This window comes from Neorhizobium petrolearium (assembly GCF_017873175.1).
Lineage (GTDB): Bacteria > Pseudomonadota > Alphaproteobacteria > Rhizobiales > Rhizobiaceae > Neorhizobium > Neorhizobium petrolearium.
Genome location: NZ_JAGGJW010000005.1, coordinates 392,629 through 410,762, shown reverse-complemented (window position 1 = coordinate 410,762; position 18,134 = coordinate 392,629). Strand labels below are relative to the sequence as shown.

Below are 18,134 nucleotides of genomic sequence, written 5' to 3'. Positions count from 1 at the left end.
CCCAAAGGCCGGAAGTGTGACTGTCCCTCGATCTTCACCTGCATGTCAGTGATCCGTTCTCTCAACGGCCGCGGCCTCTTTCATGCCATCTCCTTGATTACAATAATTATACATTCTAAAATATTGTATAATGTTGTTATTTCAAGGGTCGCTCCGAACTTCGGGCGCCTTACCTTGTTGTCGGGCGAAGGAGAAAGGCCGTGGCTACGACCGAGGTCCGATACCGTCTGGGCCGTCGACATATCCAGCGGAGGGGATGCGAAGCAGTTTTACGATCATGGCACGCTCCTGATCGGCAATTCGATCCTGCCAGCGGGATGCTTCAACTGGACGCGGGCCTGAGACCGTCAGAGCGGAAAACAGGCTCTTGCTGTAAACCAGCCCCCATCCGCACGGTGAGGTATTCTCGCGGTCAATCTCAAAGGCACGTTCGATTGCCTCTGGGAGGCTGCCAGACGGTTGCGTGACGGAGGTCGCGTCGTCGATTTCTCGAGCGGCATCGTCGGCCTCTGCCGATGGTGAAAGAATTATCGTTCGGCAATTGGTCTAATTGAGCTGCGCTGACTTCAACGCCGCTTCAAACTTTTCGCGCGCCTCGTCAGGTGATTGTCGTCCATCCAACGCCGCAAGTATTGCGTTTTCCGCAATCGCGAAGTCGTGGTCCTTCCGATGAGGCCAGTCGGATATCATGAAGTTGTGCGCTTCGAGCGGCCCGAATATCAAATGGCCACCGGCGCGGACAGGTTTGTCCCATCGCAGCGTCAGCATTGTCGTTCCTCCTTCCTTGGAGTTAGCGCCGCCGCTCGGAAAGGCAATGAAGCGGGTGTCCGAGAAAACGAAACGCGCTATCAGCAGGGATTTTCGAAATCGCCGATGATGCTGGCAAAATGCCTGCCGAATTTCCCGGCCCGTAGGCGGATTGCCTAGTGCGAATGACGATGGCCGCCTGTTGCCTTGCCCAGCCTTCTTATGGGAAGACTGGGCACGACCGGGAACTCCCGACCTCACCGGGAGCCACTCGGTTTCTTGAAAATCAGAAGAAACCGAGTGGCTTGGGATCGTAGCTCACCAGCATGTTCTTGGTTTGCTGGTAGTGGTCGAGCATCATCTTGTGCGTTTCGCGACCGATGCCGGATTGCTTATAGCCGCCGAAGGCGGCATGCGCCGGATAGGCATGATAGCAGTTCGTCCAGACGCGCCCTGCCTGGATCTCGCGCCCGAAGTGATAGGCTCTCATCCCGTCGCGCGTCCACACACCGGCGCCAAGGCCATACTGCGTGTCATTGGCGATTTCGAGCGCCTCCTTCTCGTCCCTGAAGGTCGTGACGGAGACCACCGGACCAAAGATCTCCTCCTGAAAGATGCGCATCTTGTTGTGACCCCGGAAAATGGTGGGCTTCACGTAATAGCCGTTCGAAAGCTCTCCACCGAGATCGTTACGCGCTCCACCGGTCAAAACCTCGGCACCTTCCTGCCTGCCGATGTCGAGATAGGAGAGGATCTTTTCGAGTTGTTCGTGAGAAGCTTGCGCTCCGAGCATTGTCGAGGGATCGAGGGGATTGCCCTGCTTGATCGCGTCAACGCGCTTGATCGCCTTTTCCATGAAGCGATCGTAGATCGCTTCCTGAATGAGTGCACGGCTCGGACAAGTGCAGACCTCACCCTGGTTCAGCGCGAACATCGCAAAACCTTCCAGCGCCTTATCAAGGAAATCGTCGTCTTCGACCATCACGTCGGCAAAGAAGATATTGGGCGATTTGCCGCCGAGTTCGAGCGTTACCGGGATCAGGTTCTGGCTTGCATATTGCATGATGAGCCGTCCGGTGGAGGTTTCGCCCGTGAAGGCGATCTTGGCGATCCGGTTGCTCGTGGCAAGCGGTTTGCCGGCTTCGAGGCCGAAGCCGTTGACGATGTTAAGCACGCCGGCCGGCAGGAGGTCGCCGACGATTTCGGCCCAGACAAGGATGGAAGCCGGCGTCTGCTCGGCCGGTTTGATGACGACGCAATTGCCGGCGGCAAGTGCCGGGGCAAGCTTCCAGGCCGCCATCAGGATCGGGAAATTCCACGGGATGATCTGCCCGACGACACCCAAAGGCTCATGGAAATGATAAGCGACGGTATCGTGGTCGATCTCGCCGATCGATCCTTCCTGGGCGCGGATGCAGGAGGCGAAGTAGCGGAAGTGATCGATTGCCAGCGGGATGTCGGCGGCCATCGTCTCGCGGATCGGCTTGCCGTTATCCCAGCTCTCGGCCTGGGCAAGCACCTCCAGTTTATCTTCCATCCGCTGCGCGACCTTCATCAAGATATTGGCGCGCTCGGTGGTCGAGGTTCGGCCCCATTTGTCCTTTGCGGCATGCGCGGCGTCGAGCGCGGCCTCGATATCCTTCTCGTCGGATCGCGGTATTTCGCAGATCTTTCCGCCGGTAACCGGCGTGATATTGTCGAAATACCGGCCGCCGATCGGCTCACGCCAATCGCCGCCGATATAGTTGCCGTATTTGAGCTTGAACGGAGATTCGATAATTTTCTGATGCAGCATCTGATCCTCCCGGAATAACCAGGTTCACGACGAACCTGAGGGAGAAACTGCCCATCTTCTGATCCGGATGACAGAGCCGCAGCGTCATACCGCATTGCACAGTGTCGCAAATCTGCGACACATTCAGCCTGCCGGATTCCTTTGCATCAGTGCAATCCGAGCCTCTTGATCTTGCGGTGCAAGGTCGCCCGGCTCATGCCGAGAGATATCGCTGCCTGCGAGACATTGCCGTTGGTGCGCGACAGCGCCCTCAGAAGAGCCGCGCGTTCCGCTCCCCGCAAGCCTTCCTGTTCCGGATTGGCCTCTTCATCGAGGAGGTCCGATGCGGGCATGCCGCCGGCAATCCGCTGGTCGTCAATGTCGAGTGCCAGACGTGCCGCCCTGGTCGCACCGATTACCATGTCATTCCCATCCACCGCGAGCAATGCCGAGACTGCGCTACTCTCCGTCGGCACCACGATGAAACGCGCGGCTGCGAACGCACTGCAAAACAACTGCAGTTCGATCCGCATGGCGGCTTCGCGGACAGTCTGCGAGATGATCGAGAGGGTGATCTCATTGATGTCGTCGCGGCAGGTCGAAACATCCAGCGCTCCAACAAGCTGCGCGCGATGATCGCGGATCGGCGCGGTCGTGCAGCTCAGATTGGTGGTGGACGCGAAGAAATGCTGATCACGGATGATGGAAACGGAACGTTCGTCGGCAATTGCCGTGCCGATCCCGTTTGTGCCGATGCTGGCTTCGGACCAAATGGAGCCGGTCCATAGACCGATGTCATGGAAATCCTTGTCGTCTCCCGCCACCCCGCGCCGCTCGAGTGCGATGCCGCCACGATCGGTCAGCAGCAGGCAGCAGCCAGCCCTGCCGACCGTTTGAAAGAGGAGATCGAGTTCCCCCGTGGCATGGGCGACCAATTTGCCGGATCGCTCACGCGCCAACCGCAGTTCCTCCTCCGTCAGCCGTATGGGCAGCCGTTTCTCCTCCGGCGAAAGACGGTGCATGGTCATGCAGCGTCGCCACGATGCCACGACCCGGGAACTCGCGGCTGCGGACTGCGCGGATGCGTAGACCTGATTTGCATGCGTGACATGCTGGTTCATTGGCTCCTCCCGCAGAACATGCCCGATTGTCCCGTGAAAAAGATCATGCCGCAACTGCGCCGAAGGTCTAATGCGATTTGCCGTTTCTCAAGAATGGAAAGCGAGCATTCGCACCCGAGCACTCGAAGCGCTCGCCGAACATCTCCACGGCGTTGTGGCTGCGAATCGCAACGCCTGCCCAATGTTTGTGCATTAAGGGGGTGTGGAAAATTTTAGGGCGCTCGGGCAAAATAATAGTTGCATAAGTCCACTAATGGGCGTTGAATGAAAACTGCAATACGAAAAGAGCGCGGACCGTCTCAAGCAGAATGACGCTCTTGTTGATGTACCAAGCTTCTGGAAATTATGCGCTTTCGGCGATTAACCGGAAAACGGTTAATCATGTCTTTGCGGTAAGAATCTCTTGGCCGACGAATTTCGTCTTGGCTGGTGGGAATGGTTTTGCTTTTGCGAGGGATGATGGCCAGCGATCCGAAAGCGACGCGGAATCCGATGACCGAAATCGGGCTCGACGTGCTTGAGGACACGCTGAGCTTCTATATCAGATCGCTGAATATGGCAGTCTCCCGCGATCTCGACCAAAGCCTCGAAGGGCTCGATGTAGCCCGCGGCACCGGTAAGATTACGACGCTGCTTCTGGTGGATCGGCATCCGGGAATACGACCTTCGGTAATTGCGCAAATGATCCTGAAAGATCGCTCGGCGATGGGAAGGCTGCTCGAGCAGATGGAAGAGCACGGACTGCTGACGCGCGAAGTTTCATCGGACGACAATCGCGCACAGGCTCTTTACATCACGGGGAAGGGAAGGGAACTCGCTGATCGTATCCGTCCGATTATCACCAGGCAGTCGCGGGATTTCTTTTCCGACATAACGGACGAGGAGCACGCGATGCTGATCCGGGTTCTCGGGCGTACCTATCGCCGCGTCGTCGGGCTTGAGCCCAACGACGAAGCCTGAGGATCAGGACCATGGCAGATGAAAAGGTGGTTTTGATCTCAGGTGCCAATCGCGGTATCGGCGCCGCCGCGGCAGAAGCCTTCGCGGCGGAAGGCTGGAGAGTTTCCCTGGGCATGCGGTCGCCGGTATTGCCTGTCTGGGCAGATGAGAACCGACACCAGGTATTCGGTTACGACGCGACTGATCCGAAAGCCGGGGCGCGCTGGGCAGCGGCTGCTCTGGCACGGTTCGGCCGCATCGACGCCATCATAGCCAATGCCGGTGTCATGGTCGCCAAAACCGTGATCGAGGCCGAAGACGAAGACCTCGACGCAATGCTGACTGTCAATGTGAGGGCGCCGCGTCAGCTCGCCCGGGCCGCGTGGGAGCCGCTTGCGGCAGGCGGGCAAGGCAGGATCATCATCATCGCTTCGCTCTCCGGAAAGCGGGTGAAATCAGCTCGCTCCGGAACCTATTCGGTCAGCAAGTTTGCGGCGGTCGGGCTGGCTCACGCCCTTCGCCATGCCGGCTTCGATCAGGGTATCCGCGCAACCGCCGTTTGTCCGGGCTTCGTCGCGACTGACATGGCCCGCGGCCTGACCGACCGGGATAATCGGCTGATGACGAGCCCAGACGATCTTGCCCGCATTATCGTGATGCTCGTTTCTTTGCCGAACGAGGCGTCGGTCGCAGAGTTCGCCATAAATTGCCAGCTGGAGGAGTCCTTCTGACATGCCCGGACCCTATGTCGTTCCCGTTCAGGGTGATGCGGAGCTGCCGAAAGAGGTCGATGTCGTTGTTATCGGCGGCGGTATCATAGGCACTTCCACCTCGCTGGAACTTGCAGAACGGGGCATGCGCGTGGCGCTCTGCGAAAAAGGCGGCATAGGCCATGAGCAGTCGAGCCGTAACTGGGGTTGGGTGCGTATCTCCAGGCGGGATCCGCGTGAAGTTCCGCTGATGGCCGAGGCGTTGCGCATATGGGCAGATCTTGACCGCCGCACGGGTCGCGATACCGGCTACAAACGCGCAGGCATCGTGTTCACCTGCGCGGACGACAAGGCTTATGCAGAACACGAGCGCTGGAACAAGAATCTGGAAGGTTACCAGTTCGAGTCCCGCATGCTGAGCGCCAAGGACTTCAGGGAAAAATATCCCGGTTCCGACATGAAGCTTGCCGGCGCGTTGTACACCGCCGCCGACGGCCGCGCTGAGCCGCAAAAAGCCGCTCCGGCGATCGCCGAGGCGGCGCGCGACAAGGGCGCCCATATTTTGACCGAATGCGCCGTGCGCGGCTTGCAGCTTTCCGGCGGCCGGGTGTCCGGCGTCGTCACCGAGCGTGGAGAGATTGCCTGCAAGTTCGTCGTCCTTGCGGGCGGTGCCTGGTCCAGCCTCTTTCTCGGCAACAACGGCCTCGACCTGCCGCAACTCAAGGTCATGAACTCGGTCATGCGCACCAAGCCTCTGGAAGGTGGGCCGGAGGAAGCCATCTGGTCGAGCGGCTTTGCCATCCGCAAACGCCAGGATGGCGGCTACACGATCGCCAACGGCTTCCAGAACATCGTGGATATCGTGCCAGCCTCGTTCCGATATGCGACGAAGTTCCTGCCGGCGCTGATGCATGAATGGCGTTCATTGAGCTTCCGGTTCGGCGGCCGGTTTTATGACGAATACCGCATTCCACGGCGCTGGGAGCTCGATGAGCCAAGCCCCTTCGAATACCATCGCGTCCTTGACCCGATCCCGTCCAAGGCGATGGCCGAGAGTGCGCTCGCCAAGCTGAAGAAGGCGTTTCCGGTTTTTGAAAGGGCGGAAATCACCCAGCGCTGGGCAGGGCTTATCGACGTTACGCCGGATGCGGTTCCGGTGATTGACGCGCTGGATGCCATACCGGGCTTCCATGTCGCCACGGGCTTTTCCGGCCACGGTTTTGGCATCGGTCCGGCTGCGGGCCGCCTGATGGCCGATATCGTCACCGGCCGCGAGCCGGTCGTCGATCGGAAGGCCTTCCGTTTCGGCCGTTTTTCCGATGGCTCGAAGATCGAACTGATCAGCGGCTTCTAGGAGCCGCTTCTGCCTTTACGGCCCGGTTTCCCCGGAGCCCTTCGCAGAGGCGCCGCCCCGGCGGCGTATCACCGTCAACGTCCCGCAAGAGGGCGGTCAGATAAGCAGTTCCAGAAAATCAACAAAGGGGTACAGCTATGTCAGACAAGGAAGTTACAGTTTTTACGCATCCCACTCGGCGGCAGGCACTGACGCTGATGATGGCGGCAGGTTCTGCAGGTCTTTTCATGCCGAATATCCTCGGCAAGGGCGAAGCTCAAGCCGCTCCGCCCGCCAAGCCGACCGGCAAAGTCATCATCGGCTTTTCGCAGGAGCCGACCGTATTCAATCCCCATATGCCGCATATCGAGGTGGATGAAGGCGTCTCGTTCTCGATCTTCGATCCTCTTTTCGGCATCGGGCCGGACGGCAGCTTCTATCCGGCGCTTGCCAGGGAAGTGCCGAGCGTCGAGAACGGCGGCATTTCGGCTGATGGACTCACCTGGAAGATCAAGCTGCGGGACGGTGTGAAGTGGCATGACGGCAAACCCTTCACAGCCGAAGACGTAAAGTTCACGCTGGAGCTGCTTGTCGATCCGAATTTCCGCAGCTGGCGCAAGACCGGTCATGAGCATGTGCGCGAACTGACCGTCGTTTCCCCGACAGAAATCACCTGGAAGATGGCGGTGGCCTTCGCACCCTATGCCTCGATTCTCGCCGCCACCTTCATCGTGCCAAAGCACGCCTTCGACGGTGTGGCCGACAAGAACACGGCTCCGTTCAACAATGCGCCGATCGGAACGGGCGCCTTCAGGTGGGGGAACCGTGTCGCCGGCGACCATATCGAGCTTGAAGCGAACGCGGATTATTTCGGTGACGGTCCGTATTTGGAGCGGGTCATCTACAAATACATCCCGGATCTGACGGTGCTCTACACCCAGTTCAAGACCGGCGACATCGATGTCATTGGCCTTCAGTACATTACCCCGGATCATTATGACGAAGCCAAGAGCCTCGATGGCAAGAAAGTCAACGTCGTGCCGATGGCAACCGTCGAATCCTTTTCATTCAACATGGAAAAGCCGCAATTCAAGGACCCGGCGGTACGCAAGGCGCTCTATGCTGCCATCGACAAGCAGACGATCATCGATGCGCTCTATTATGGCCTGCCCACTCCGACCGAAAGCTACATGCCGCAGCAGTCCTTCTATTACAATCCGGACCTGCCGAAGCATGAATACAATATGGAAACCGCGGAGAAGCTGCTGGACGACGCGGGTTGGGAGCTCGGCTCCGACGGCATACGAGCGAAAGACGGGGTAAAGCTCTCGTTCACCAACTCCACGACGGCCGGCAATCATATCCGGGAACAGGTGCAGCAATATCTCCAGCAATCCTTCAAGGAATTGGGCATCGAGATGAAGATCTCTAACCTGCCGCCGGCCGTCATGTGGGGTGATTATTGGATGATGTCCCAGTTCGACTCCGTCGTCGTCGGCATCAACTTCCTGACCGGCGCGGATCCGGATACGTCGGATTACATGAAATCCACGTCCTCCGCCGCAAAGGGAGGAGCGGGACAGAACACGTGGCAATATGCCAATCCCACCGTGGACAAGCTGCTTGAGGAAGGCGGTACGATTTTCGTGCCCGAGGAACGGAAGAAGATCTATTTCAAGATCCAGGAAACGGTCCGGAACGACCTGCCGCTTCTGCCGCTCTTCCAATACGCCATCGTTCGCGGTCACAAGGCAGGCGTCGATGGCGTGGAGCCAAACATCAACGTGCGCATCGACAGTTGGAACGTCGCAAGCTGGTATTGGGCGTCCTAACTCGTCTGGAGGACCCGCGATCGGTCGGGTCCTCTCGTATTCCGTCCAACCAGGTCCGGAATGAGCGGCACGCAAGTGCACCGGTTGCCGGCCCGGTACAATCGGAGACCGCCATGTTTCACTATCTCCTCGGCAGGCTCTGGCAAAGCCTTGTCCTGCTCGTCATCGTCTCGATGATCGGCTTTGCCGTCCTCAATCTCGCTCCGGGCGGGCCGCTGTCTCAATATGCGCTGACACCCGGCATGACGCAGGAAGCGCTTAACCGGCTGGCCGAACAGATGGGCCTCAACCGGCCTCTGCCCGTCCAATATGCCGATTGGCTGTGGCACCTCGTGCAGGGAGATTGGGGCCGCTCCTATCGCGACAACCAGCCGGTACTGGATGTCATCGGCCGGCATCTCTTCGCCACGCTGCTGCTGATGGGAACCTCGACCCTGATCTCGATCCTCGTCGGCACCTGGATCGGCATCAAGGGTGCGGTGAAGCGATATTCGGTCTTCGATTATGCAGCGACGGTCGGTGCCATGGTGGCGCTGTCGATCCCGACCTTCTGGTTCGGTCTTGTTGCGATTTATGTCTTCTCGCTATGGTTGAAGTGGCTTCCCGCCGGCAACATGTACACGATTGGCGACGGATCCTTCGGCGACTATGCGATCCACCTCATCATGCCGAGTCTGGTCCTCGCTTTCGTCAACGTGGCCGTCTGGGGGCGATACATGCGTACCGCGACGCTGGACGTCATCAACCAGGATTTCGTCCGCACGGCGCGCGCCAAAGGCTTGCCGGAGCGAACGGTCATGATGAAGCACGTGGTCGGCAATGCGCTCCTGCCGATGATTACACTTGCCGGTGTTCAACTGCCAAGCATCCTCGGCGGTGCCCTGGTCACCGAAACGGTCTTCACCTGGCCAGGCATGGGGCGGCTTTTCCTCGATAGCCTCGGCTATAACGATTATCCGGTGGTCATGGGGCTTCTGATGTTCTCCGCCATGCTCGTGCTGGCCGGCAATCTGATTGCCGATCTGCTTGTTGCATTCGTCGATCCCCGCATTCGGCTCGGTTGAAAGGAGATCGCTCATGTCCGCTGTCGCTTCCCCTATCGCCGTGGAGCGAATTCACTGGTGGCAAAGCCGCACGCTGCGCCGTTTCATGCGCCATCGTCTCGCTCTCATCGGCTTGGCTATGATTGTCATCCTCACTTTCGCCTGCGTTTGCGGTCCCTGGCTGCTGCCCTATGATGAGCTTTATATCGACATCCGGGCCCGCTTCGCCTCGCCGATGACTGGAGCGCATATCTTCGGTACGGACCCGCTCGGTCGAGATATTGCGGCCCGCCTGTTCATGGCCGGGCGAATCTCTCTGCTCGTCGGTTTCTTCGCCATGCTGCTTTCCACAGCGATCGGTACGGTGATCGGCATCACTGCCGGCTATTATGGGGGGCGGCTGGGAGCGGCGTTGATGCGTTTCGTCGATGCGTTCCTGTCCTTTCCCTCGATCTTCCTTCTCCTGGTGCTCGCAGCCTTCATCAAGCCGAGCCCGTTCATGATCACCGTCATCATTGCCGTGACAAGCTGGATGGAGATTGCCCGTATCGTTGAGGCCGAGATCCGGTCGCTGCGGGAACGCGATTTCGTGATGGCCGCACGCATGCTCGGCCTCAGGGATACGAAGATCATGTTCCGGGAGCTTTTGCCGAACGCGATCGGTCCGATCATCGTGGCCGCCACTCTCACCGTCGCTCGCGCCATTCTCCTCGAAGCTTATGTGAGCTTCCTGGGTTATGGCATTCAGCCGCCGTTGCCGAGCTGGGGCAACATGCTGAACGGTGCCCAGCAGTATCTCGACCGAGCGCCCTGGCTCGCCATCGTGCCAGGTGTGGCGATCACGCTTGCGGTCACCAGCTTCAACTTCATCGGTGACGGACTGCGCGACGCGCTCGACGCCCGTAGCGATATCGATTGAGGAGAGGCAGATGGCGCGCTTTTCACCCTTCGAGGCGTCGCTCTGGTATGCGACCGCCGTTCCTGCTCCCGAGACGCCGGAGCTTGCGGGCATAGTGAGGACTGATGTCGCCGTCGTCGGCGGCGGCTATACGGGGCTTACGACGGCGCTGGAGCTCGCCCGCGCCGGGGTGAAGGTCGCGCTCATCGAGGCGCGGGAGACGGGCTTCGGCGGGTCCGGCCGCAACGCCGGCCATTGCACTCCGACCTTCACCCATTATAGCCTGCCGGAACTCCGGGCAATGCTCGGAAAACCCTGGGCGGATCGCCTCATCGAGCGCCAGACACGGGCAAACGACCGTGTCTCGGCGATGATCCGCGACTACCAGATCGACTGCGAGTGGGTGCAGAACGGCTACGTGATGGCCGCCGCCAATCCCGGGGCGCTTTCGAAACTTCGGGCCAAGGTCGATACATATAATGCAGTCGGTGCCGGGACCCGTCTGATTGACAGAAACGAGGTTGAGGCGATTACCGGCAGCCCGCGCTTTCATGGTGGCTGGCTTCACCCGGAAGGGGGGCATCTCAACCCGCTTTCCTATGCACGTGGCCTGACGCGAGCGGCCATGTCCGAAGGAGCCCGGATCTTTATTCACTCTCCGGTGACCGGCTGCGAGCGTCATGCCGGCGGCGGCTGGTCGGTGAAAACGGAGAAGGGAGAGGTCATTGCAGACAAAGTGCTTTTCACGACCGGCGCCTACACGGTTGGCGGCTGGCCAAAGCTCGACCGGACTTTCAAAATTCAGCGCGTCTTCGTAGCCGCCACGCAGCCGCTGTCCGAGGACGAGCGCCGGACGGTATTGCCGCGGAACACTACGATCCATGACGGGCGGGGCGACATCTATGTCTACAAGTACAATCGCGAGGGCCGCATCGTCGCCTCCATGTTCCCGATGGGCAGGCGCGGCAGCGACATGACTTATACACGGCAGGTGATGACCGACCGGTTGAAATGGCTGCATCCGCAGATCCGCACCGACATCCGCTGGGAGTATTTCTGGTTCGGAGAATTGGACATGCAATACCGGACAGTTCCTCGTTTCTACAATCTCGCACCGGGTGTCGTGGCGCTCACCGGCCTTTCCGGGCGCGGCGTGCCGACCGGCTCCATGCTTGGCTCAGTCCTGTCGGAATGGGCTCTTGGCAAGCCGGACGACGAACTGGCGCTGAAGTTGGAACCGCTCTCGGCGGCGCCTTTCTACATGAGTTTCGCTCCGGCGATGACATTGCGCTACTACCGTTTCCGAGACAATCTCACGGCAAAACTTGCCGGCGCTCCATTGCCGCCGCATGCGTAAGGCTGCAGGCGAGGCAATATGCCCAAGGCGTCCCGCAGCAGCGCCTACATGTCCGGGCGGACGGCCAGGCCGCCGAGCAGGTCCATGATACGGGCAGGCGGCTGGCCCCGACGCAGAAGCTCTGCCATCATTCCCAGATAGGGAGCGGCATGTTCGAAGAACATGCGATTGGACCGGCAGAAATAATTGACGCGTTCAGTCTCGTCTCCAATTGCCGGCAGGAAGCGGTGCTTTGGGCAGCCGCCATGGCAGGCAAACCGCCATCGGCACTCCTTGCACATCCCGGGCAGCCCGCTTCGCTTGTCGAGGCCGAACTGCAACTGTTGCGGCAGGGCGGCCAGGTCGGCTATCGGCGTATCCTTGATGTTGCCCAGTCGATATTCAGGATAGACGTAGTGGTCGCAGGCATAGAGGTCCCCATTGTGTTCGAGCGCAAGACCGGTACCGCAGGTTTCCGCGAACACGCATAGCGAGGCCGGCTGTCCCATCCATACACTGAGCTGCAGATCGAATAGCTGGACAAAGATCTTGCCGACGTCGTGGCGGACCCACTCATCGAAAATGCTACACAGAAACCGGCCATAGTCTTCCGGCGTGACGCTCCAGGGAGTCACCACGTTTCCTTCGTCCCCGGGGTGCGGCGAAGGCGCGAGGTGACCTTTCGGATCAACGCGCTCGACCAGAGGAATGAATTGTATGAAATCGACGCCAAGTTCACGGAGATAGCGGTAGACATCCAAAGGGAAGGCCGCGTTGTGCTTGTTGACGACGCATAGAATATTGGTTTCCACCTTGTGGCGATTGAGCAGTTCCCAGGCGTTCAGGACGCGCGCAGAGCTTGGCAAATCCCGTCTGTCGCGCCTGTAATGGTCATGAAGGTGAGGAGGGCCATCAAGACTCAAGCCAACCAGGAACCTTTCCTGACGCAGGAATTGCCCCCAATCCGCATCCAGCAGCGTTCCATTCGTCTGCAAGGCGTTCGCGATGGTTCGGCCGGGAGGGCAGTGCTTCCTTTGCAGCGCAACGATGGTCCTGAAGTAGTCCAGCCCGAGAAGGGTCGGCTCTCCGCCTTGCCAGGCGAACCATATCTCCTTTTGTCCGATGCTGCTTTGGCTGGCAATGTAGTCACGGATGAAGGTTTCCAGAATATCCGGCGACATCCGAAACCGGCGTTCGCCGGGGTACAGGGCTTCCTTCTCCAGGTAATAGCAATAGGTGCAATCGAGGTTGCATTTGGGGCCGATGGGTTTGGCCATGACGTGAAACGCATGAGACATCGCGGGGCCTCGCGGATTAGGGGAGTTCCAGCTAGGGTTCCTCGCGAGGCCGGCTATCCGCCTATATCGAACGAGCCGTTTTTCGTCCTTGTCATTGCGCAAGTCCGAGCGAAATTTGGAGCGCGCGATTACCTCCATCGGACATATTCACCTGGCTTTTACGTTACGGGCGTTCATTTCAATGGACCGGGATAGGCTGGGGCGGCATGCCTTTCCTGCAGACCTTGTGCAATGCCCACGATGGGATAAACGTGTTCTGCATCGAACCTGCGACCCATGACCGCCTGCCGCGGAAGGAGTTGCGTGAGACGGGAACCCTGGCGTCAACGCCACGCGGCGGCTCGCACATGTTCCATCTCGAAAGCTTTTCCACCGCGGCAGGTAGTTTACTGAAAGTGCAGTTCGCCGGGATGGAAAAGTTCGGAAAGATACAATGAGCGGATGCTGTTCGGCCGTCAGCCGAAACAATGGAAACGAAGGATCGGGCGAAGCGCCGAAGGTTTCGTCGCGGGGCAAGGCGGGGGGGGTGATCGCAGTCAAGGGCGGCGAGACCTTCGTCGGTACCAACAACCCTGTCATCGCCGTCGACGGCGAGGGGCCGGAACGCAGGGTCACCATCAACGATTTCTTTCTCGAGGCCGAAACCGTTACCGTCGCGCGCTTTGCCGAATTCGTTGAGGCGACTGGCTACGTCACCGAAGCGGAGAAATTCGGCTGCGCCGCGGTGTTCATGGGATTGCTGAACGATCGGGAACTTGCAGCCAATAATGTCGCGGGCACGCCGTGGTGGGGGCGGGTGGACGGGGCGATCTGGAAGGCTCCGGAAGGGCCGGGCAGTTCGATCGAGAACAGGATGGATCATCCGGTGACGCAAGTGTCGTGGAATGACGCCATGGCGTTTGCGCACTGGGTCGGCGGGCGCCTTCCCACGGAAGCGGAATGGGAACATGCGGCACGGGGCGGCAATCGTCGCCGCCGTTATCCCTGGGGCGACGAAGAGCCGACGGACGCGAAAGTCTTCTGCAATATCTGGCAGGGCCGGTTTCCGCACCAGAACACGCTGGCGGATGGATTTTTCGGCACCGCGCCGGCGCGCAGCTTCACACCGACCGAGGACGGCTTCTACAATCTCGCCGGCAACATATGGGAATGGACGAGCGATCCGTTCCGCGTGCGATCGCTCACGCGCCAGGCGAAAATTCGCAATGAACAGGCAAAAAAGAGTGCCGACAAGCTGCTGAAGGGCGGTTCGTTTCTGTGCCACAAGAGCTACTGCTATCGATACAGGATCGCCGCCCGCATGGGCCTGTCACCCGACAGCGCGTCAAGCAATACCGGCTTCCGCATCGCCTATGATGTTCGGCCCGGTGAGCGTCGAGCAGGTTGATATCGCGGAAATCCCGCAGGGCGGTCGCATCCGCCTAGAACCTGGCATCCGGAGCGCCAGAAAAGGGATCGATGGGATTCTTCCGGTTCCACGGGCGTCTGCCCATGAGCGCCTCAAGCACCGCCTTCTGCATTGCCTCGTGGGTCGAGTAGGCGTTGATGTAGGTCGGCACTCTTGGGGCGTCGTAGAGGTAGTAGGGGAAGCCGAAGGAGATCATCACCGTCGGCAGCCGTGTCCAGGACCGCTTCATGGCCGCCCGGAAATCGCCGTGGAGCGAAAGCCAGTCGAGGAAAATGCGCCCGCGCGTCAGAAGCGTCTCCTCGCCGAAGAGATAGAGCACAAGATCCTGTCCTTCCGCATCAAGGAGTGTGCCGTACCGATGGAGGGTGATCTCGAACCCCTCGCTTGCCAGCATCTCCGGCAGCTTGAAGTCCAGCCGGGCGTTCTGCATGGGTTCGACGATCCCGCCGGATACGACGAGGATGCGCCGGTGTTTCGCAAGGTCCAGCGGCAGGGTGCCGGTGCGGTCCTTCACCAGCGTCGGGGCGCGCGCGAAAGCGTCTGCCGCCAGTTGTTGCGCAGCCGCATCGGTGATGTGCGCCGGCGTTTCGCCCCTCCGGTGCAGCCCGATCGAGGCCTTCAGCGCCAGGACCCGGGTCACCGCGTCGGCAAAGCGCTCGGCGGTGATGCGTCCGGAATGGACGGCGTCGCGCACGGCGGCGATTTCCGTTTCCGGATCGGAGGAAAAGAGCACCATGTCGCAGCCCCCCGCGATGATCTCGATCTTGGCCTCACATGGCGGCATGACGCCTGACAGGCCCGCCATCTCGCTTGCATCCGAGACGATGAGGCCGTTGAAGCCAAGTTCGCCGCGAAGCAGGTCGAGATTGAGTGCCGCCGAAATCGAAGCCGGCAGATAGGCTTCTTCTCCGGCGTCGGGATCGCGTTCGAGGATATAGGCCGGCAGCGCGATATGGGCCGACATGACCGACTTGACGTCATGGTCGATGGCAGCCTTGTAGAGTTTTCCGAAGGTCGCACGCCAGTCTTCCATCGACAGCGGATTGATCGTCGTGACGAGATGCTGGTCGCGCTCGTCATATCCTTCGCCCGGCCAGTGCTTGACGGTGGCTGCAACACCCAGCCGCTGGAAGGCACGCATCTGCGCCAGCGCGTGACGCTCGATGAGCGCCGGGTCGGAGCCGTATCCGCGGGTCGCGACGATCGGGCTGCGGAAGGCCGCATTGATGTCGAGGACCGGGGTGAAGGACCAGTTGATACCCACGGAGCGGGCCTCGCGCGCCATGAGGTCGGAGATCGCTTCGGTGAGCGGAACATCGTCCACTGCCGCGAGCGCCAGCGGATTGGGAACGGGCGTGCCGAAGGAAAGGCTCATGCGGGAGCCTTCGAGATCGGCGGACACCAGAAGCGGGATGTCGGCCTCCGCCTGAATGGCGGCCATATGCTCGCGTTCCGCCCTGCCGTCGGAGCCGAAGAAGCGGGTGATGCCGCCCGGCTTCAGGTGCCGAAGGCGGGCGGTTTCCGTCTGACGGTCATCGCCCTTGGAGTTCAGGTTGAAAAGCTGAGCGGCACGGGACGTTTCATCGAGGGCCTGGAACGTGCGTTCCACCCAGGCAACCGCTTCGCGATCGAGATTGAAGGGGGCTTTCGTCAGGTGATCCAAGGTGAGCGTCATGGCTATATCCAATCAAACGAAAAGTAGCGCATCTTACAGGACTTCATTGCGGCTATTGCCGGGTCGTGCCGGCCTTCTGCCTGCCCATCTGCCCTTCGGCATCGAGTCTGCTCCAGTCGAAGATCGTGTTGGTCGGCCTGTAGGTGCCGTCCAGCCGCTGGGCCAGATAATCGGAGGATTGGCGCAGATAGGTGTCTTCGTCATCATGCAGCGCACGCACGTCGGCGAGCGAGATGTCGGGGAATGGCGGCAACCAGGTCAACGCGTCGAGGGCCTGCAGCTTGATGCGCGGGTCTGGTTCCGTGCGGAGAATCCGCGTTATTTCGCTCACCCAATGACGGGCGTCCCCTGCATGACCGAGCGCTTCGGCTAGCGGGATGCGGATTTGTGGGTCCGGTTCCTTCGCATAGGCGGCCGCAAGGCCTTCGGGTAGAGGCTGCCCCGAGGAAGAAAGCATGAGCAGCCCCTTGGCGGCCCAATGGCGCAAGACCGGTGAGGGATGAGACAGCTTGCTCAAAAGGGTCGGCGCATTCTCCCTGTTTCGGGCAGCGGCGGCAAGCGCAAGGTCCATGATCTCCGCGAGCGGGTAGAGCGTTTCGTCCCGGCTCGCCTCCCAGGTTTCCACCGGGCTGTGCTCGGGAATGAAGCCGGTATCGTGTATGGCGAGCATATGCTCGTCCAGTGCTGCGCGGTGGTTCTGGATCAGGGTCTCGCACGCCGGATCATCGATCAGGTCGACCGTGGCGTCGGGATCGGAGTGCAGATCATAGAATTCCTCGGCCGGTTTTTGGCGCCAGAACTGCTTCTGCGCGGGGTTGAGCGTACCGGCCAGACGCGCCGCCTCATAGTCCTGATAGTGCGCGCCGAGCCACTCGAAGGCGACATATTGCCCGAGCATGCGGTGCGGCGTGTAATTGCGGATATAGCGATACCGCTCCGAACGCGCCGTGCGGCTGAGATCGTAGCGTTCGCCCATCCGGTCGCGGCCACCGAAGACATATTGGCGCGGCGCGGTCTTCGGCCCCAGCAGTGGCGTGCCATGCAGTCCCTGCGGACTATCGAGGCCGGCAATGGCAAGGAAGCTCGGGAAGAGGTCCACGAGCGATACCGGGGCACTGACATGCGTTCCGGCGGCATGCGGCATGAGGTGGCGCCATTTGGGCGGGACCCGGATGATCAGGGGTACGCGCAATCCCTCATCATAAAGATAGCGCTTGGAGCGCGGCAGGGCCGAACCGTGGTCCGAGAAATAGAAGATGATGGTGTTGTCGGCGAGGCCGTCGACCTCCAGGTCGGCCAGATGCTGGCCCAGTTCCGCATCCATGCGCGCAATGGCATTATACTGCCGCGCCAGGCTCTGCCGCATGCCGGGCGTGTCGGGCAGATAGGATGGCAGGGAGACATCCTCGGGGCGTGCGGTGCCGGGCTGTTCCTTGAAGGTGCAGGACTCGTGCGTCGTCATGCAGTTGAAGACGGCGAGGAAGGGCTTGTCATCGGGACGGTTGCGCCAATGAGCCGATCTGCTGGATTCGTCCCAGATTTCCGCCGGATCAACATCGCAATTGTAGTGGGTCTTGGCATTGTTGGTGCAATAATAGCCGACCTTCCGCATCTCGGCAGGGTAGGTCAGGAACTCGTTCGGGAGGTGGGCCAGCGCCTGCATATGCTGTGCTCTGGGGCAGCTTTCCGCATAGCGACCAGTCAGAATGGCAAAGCGCGAGGGTGCGCAGACCGGCGAGGTGCAGTTGGCCGTTTCGTAGACGACCCCGTCGCTTGCCAGCCGGTCAAGATTGGGCGTGTGTGCCAGCGTGTCGCCATAAGCACCAAGCCGGGGCGGGCAGTCTTCGCTTACGATACACAATATGTTCGGCCGATCGCCCATGCCTCCTCCTCCCGCTTGTCTTCGGCTATCTCGATATCATCGCCAAAACGTGGAGAGGACTGACAAAACACCCGCGAGCGATAAGCGGAATGCATAAGCCGCGACAAAAGGAGATATGAGTTTGATCTATCACTCAAG

Annotated in this window: 15 protein-coding genes and 1 pseudogene; 10 read left to right on the top strand and 6 right to left on the bottom strand. The window is 60.2% G+C overall.

The window, feature by feature from the left end:
• Window positions 1–405 precede the first annotated feature (405 nt).
• Window positions 406–510 (top strand): annotated as a pseudogene (locus J2046_RS33815) (3-ketoacyl-ACP reductase); the annotation flags it as partial.
• 36 nt (window positions 511–546) lie between these two features.
• On the opposite strand, the gene J2046_RS12400 reads toward J2046_RS33815, so the two are convergent.
• The 3 genes from J2046_RS12400 to J2046_RS12390 all read right to left on the bottom strand — a co-directional run bounded on the left by J2046_RS12400 (window position 547) and on the right by J2046_RS12390 (window position 3,642).
• Window positions 547–768 (bottom strand): DUF982 domain-containing protein, encoded by a 222-nt coding sequence (locus J2046_RS12400; protein WP_210052133.1) that lies wholly within the window; start codon window positions 766–768, stop codon window positions 547–549.
• A 265-nt stretch (window positions 769–1,033) separates the two neighbouring features.
• On the bottom strand, window positions 1,034–2,542 hold the full coding sequence (gene adh, locus J2046_RS12395; protein WP_210052131.1) for an aldehyde dehydrogenase: 1,509 nt from the start codon (window positions 2,540–2,542) through the stop codon (window positions 1,034–1,036).
• 146 nt (window positions 2,543–2,688) lie between these two features.
• Window positions 2,689–3,642 carry a helix-turn-helix domain-containing protein gene (locus tag J2046_RS12390; RefSeq protein ID WP_210052129.1) on the bottom strand — a complete coding sequence of 318 codons (954 nt, stop codon included), beginning with the start codon at window positions 3,640–3,642 and terminating at the stop codon, window positions 2,689–2,691.
• A gap of 492 nt (window positions 3,643–4,134) precedes the next feature.
• Between J2046_RS12390 and J2046_RS12385 the strand changes: the two genes are divergently transcribed.
• The 7 genes from J2046_RS12385 to J2046_RS12355 all read left to right on the top strand — a co-directional run bounded on the left by J2046_RS12385 (window position 4,135) and on the right by J2046_RS12355 (window position 11,754).
• On the top strand, window positions 4,135–4,602 hold the full coding sequence (locus tag J2046_RS12385; RefSeq protein WP_210052127.1) for a MarR family winged helix-turn-helix transcriptional regulator: 468 nt from the start codon (window positions 4,135–4,137) through the stop codon (window positions 4,600–4,602).
• 11 nt (window positions 4,603–4,613) lie between these two features.
• Complete coding sequence (locus tag J2046_RS12380) at window positions 4,614–5,312, top strand: SDR family NAD(P)-dependent oxidoreductase (RefSeq protein ID WP_210052124.1); 699 nt, start codon at window positions 4,614–4,616, stop codon at window positions 5,310–5,312.
• Between the two features lies 1 nt (window position 5,313).
• Window positions 5,314–6,645, top strand: coding sequence for an NAD(P)/FAD-dependent oxidoreductase (locus J2046_RS12375; protein ID WP_210052122.1), 1,332 nt, complete (start codon window positions 5,314–5,316; stop codon window positions 6,643–6,645).
• 137 nt (window positions 6,646–6,782) lie between these two features.
• Complete coding sequence (locus tag J2046_RS12370; protein WP_210052120.1) at window positions 6,783–8,456, top strand: peptide ABC transporter substrate-binding protein; 1,674 nt, start codon at window positions 6,783–6,785, stop codon at window positions 8,454–8,456.
• Window positions 8,457–8,569: 113 nt separating this feature from the next.
• Window positions 8,570–9,520 (top strand): ABC transporter permease, encoded by a 951-nt coding sequence (locus J2046_RS12365; RefSeq protein WP_210052118.1) that lies wholly within the window; start codon window positions 8,570–8,572, stop codon window positions 9,518–9,520.
• Between the two features lie 13 nt (window positions 9,521–9,533).
• Window positions 9,534–10,418 carry an ABC transporter permease gene (locus tag J2046_RS12360; protein ID WP_210052116.1) on the top strand — a complete coding sequence of 295 codons (885 nt, stop codon included), beginning with the start codon at window positions 9,534–9,536 and terminating at the stop codon, window positions 10,416–10,418.
• A gap of 10 nt (window positions 10,419–10,428) precedes the next feature.
• Window positions 10,429–11,754 carry an NAD(P)/FAD-dependent oxidoreductase gene (locus tag J2046_RS12355; RefSeq protein ID WP_210052114.1) on the top strand — a complete coding sequence of 442 codons (1,326 nt, stop codon included), beginning with the start codon at window positions 10,429–10,431 and terminating at the stop codon, window positions 11,752–11,754.
• A gap of 44 nt (window positions 11,755–11,798) precedes the next feature.
• Here the strand turns inward: J2046_RS12355 and J2046_RS12350 are convergent, their stop codons facing one another.
• Window positions 11,799–13,169 (bottom strand): anaerobic sulfatase maturase, encoded by a 1,371-nt coding sequence (locus tag J2046_RS12350; protein WP_210052113.1) that lies wholly within the window; start codon window positions 13,167–13,169, stop codon window positions 11,799–11,801.
• A gap of 68 nt (window positions 13,170–13,237) precedes the next feature.
• Between J2046_RS12350 and J2046_RS12345 the strand changes: the two genes are divergently transcribed.
• On the top strand, window positions 13,238–13,468 hold the full coding sequence (locus J2046_RS12345; protein ID WP_210052110.1) for a hypothetical protein: 231 nt from the start codon (window positions 13,238–13,240) through the stop codon (window positions 13,466–13,468).
• Entirely contained in the window at window positions 13,465–14,418 is a 954-nt protein-coding gene (locus J2046_RS12340; RefSeq protein WP_210052108.1) for a formylglycine-generating enzyme family protein, read from the top strand. Before J2046_RS12345 ends, J2046_RS12340 begins: the two co-directional genes overlap by 4 nt.
• A 34-nt stretch (window positions 14,419–14,452) precedes the next feature.
• Here the strand turns inward: J2046_RS12340 and J2046_RS12335 are convergent, their stop codons facing one another.
• Complete coding sequence (locus J2046_RS12335; protein WP_210052106.1) at window positions 14,453–16,114, bottom strand: glycoside hydrolase family 3 protein; 1,662 nt, start codon at window positions 16,112–16,114, stop codon at window positions 14,453–14,455.
• 52 nt (window positions 16,115–16,166) lie between these two features.
• A complete protein-coding gene (locus tag J2046_RS12330) occupies window positions 16,167–17,996 on the bottom strand; it encodes a sulfatase-like hydrolase/transferase (protein WP_210052104.1) in 1,830 nt (609 codons plus the stop codon).
• Window positions 17,997–18,134 lie beyond the last annotated feature (138 nt).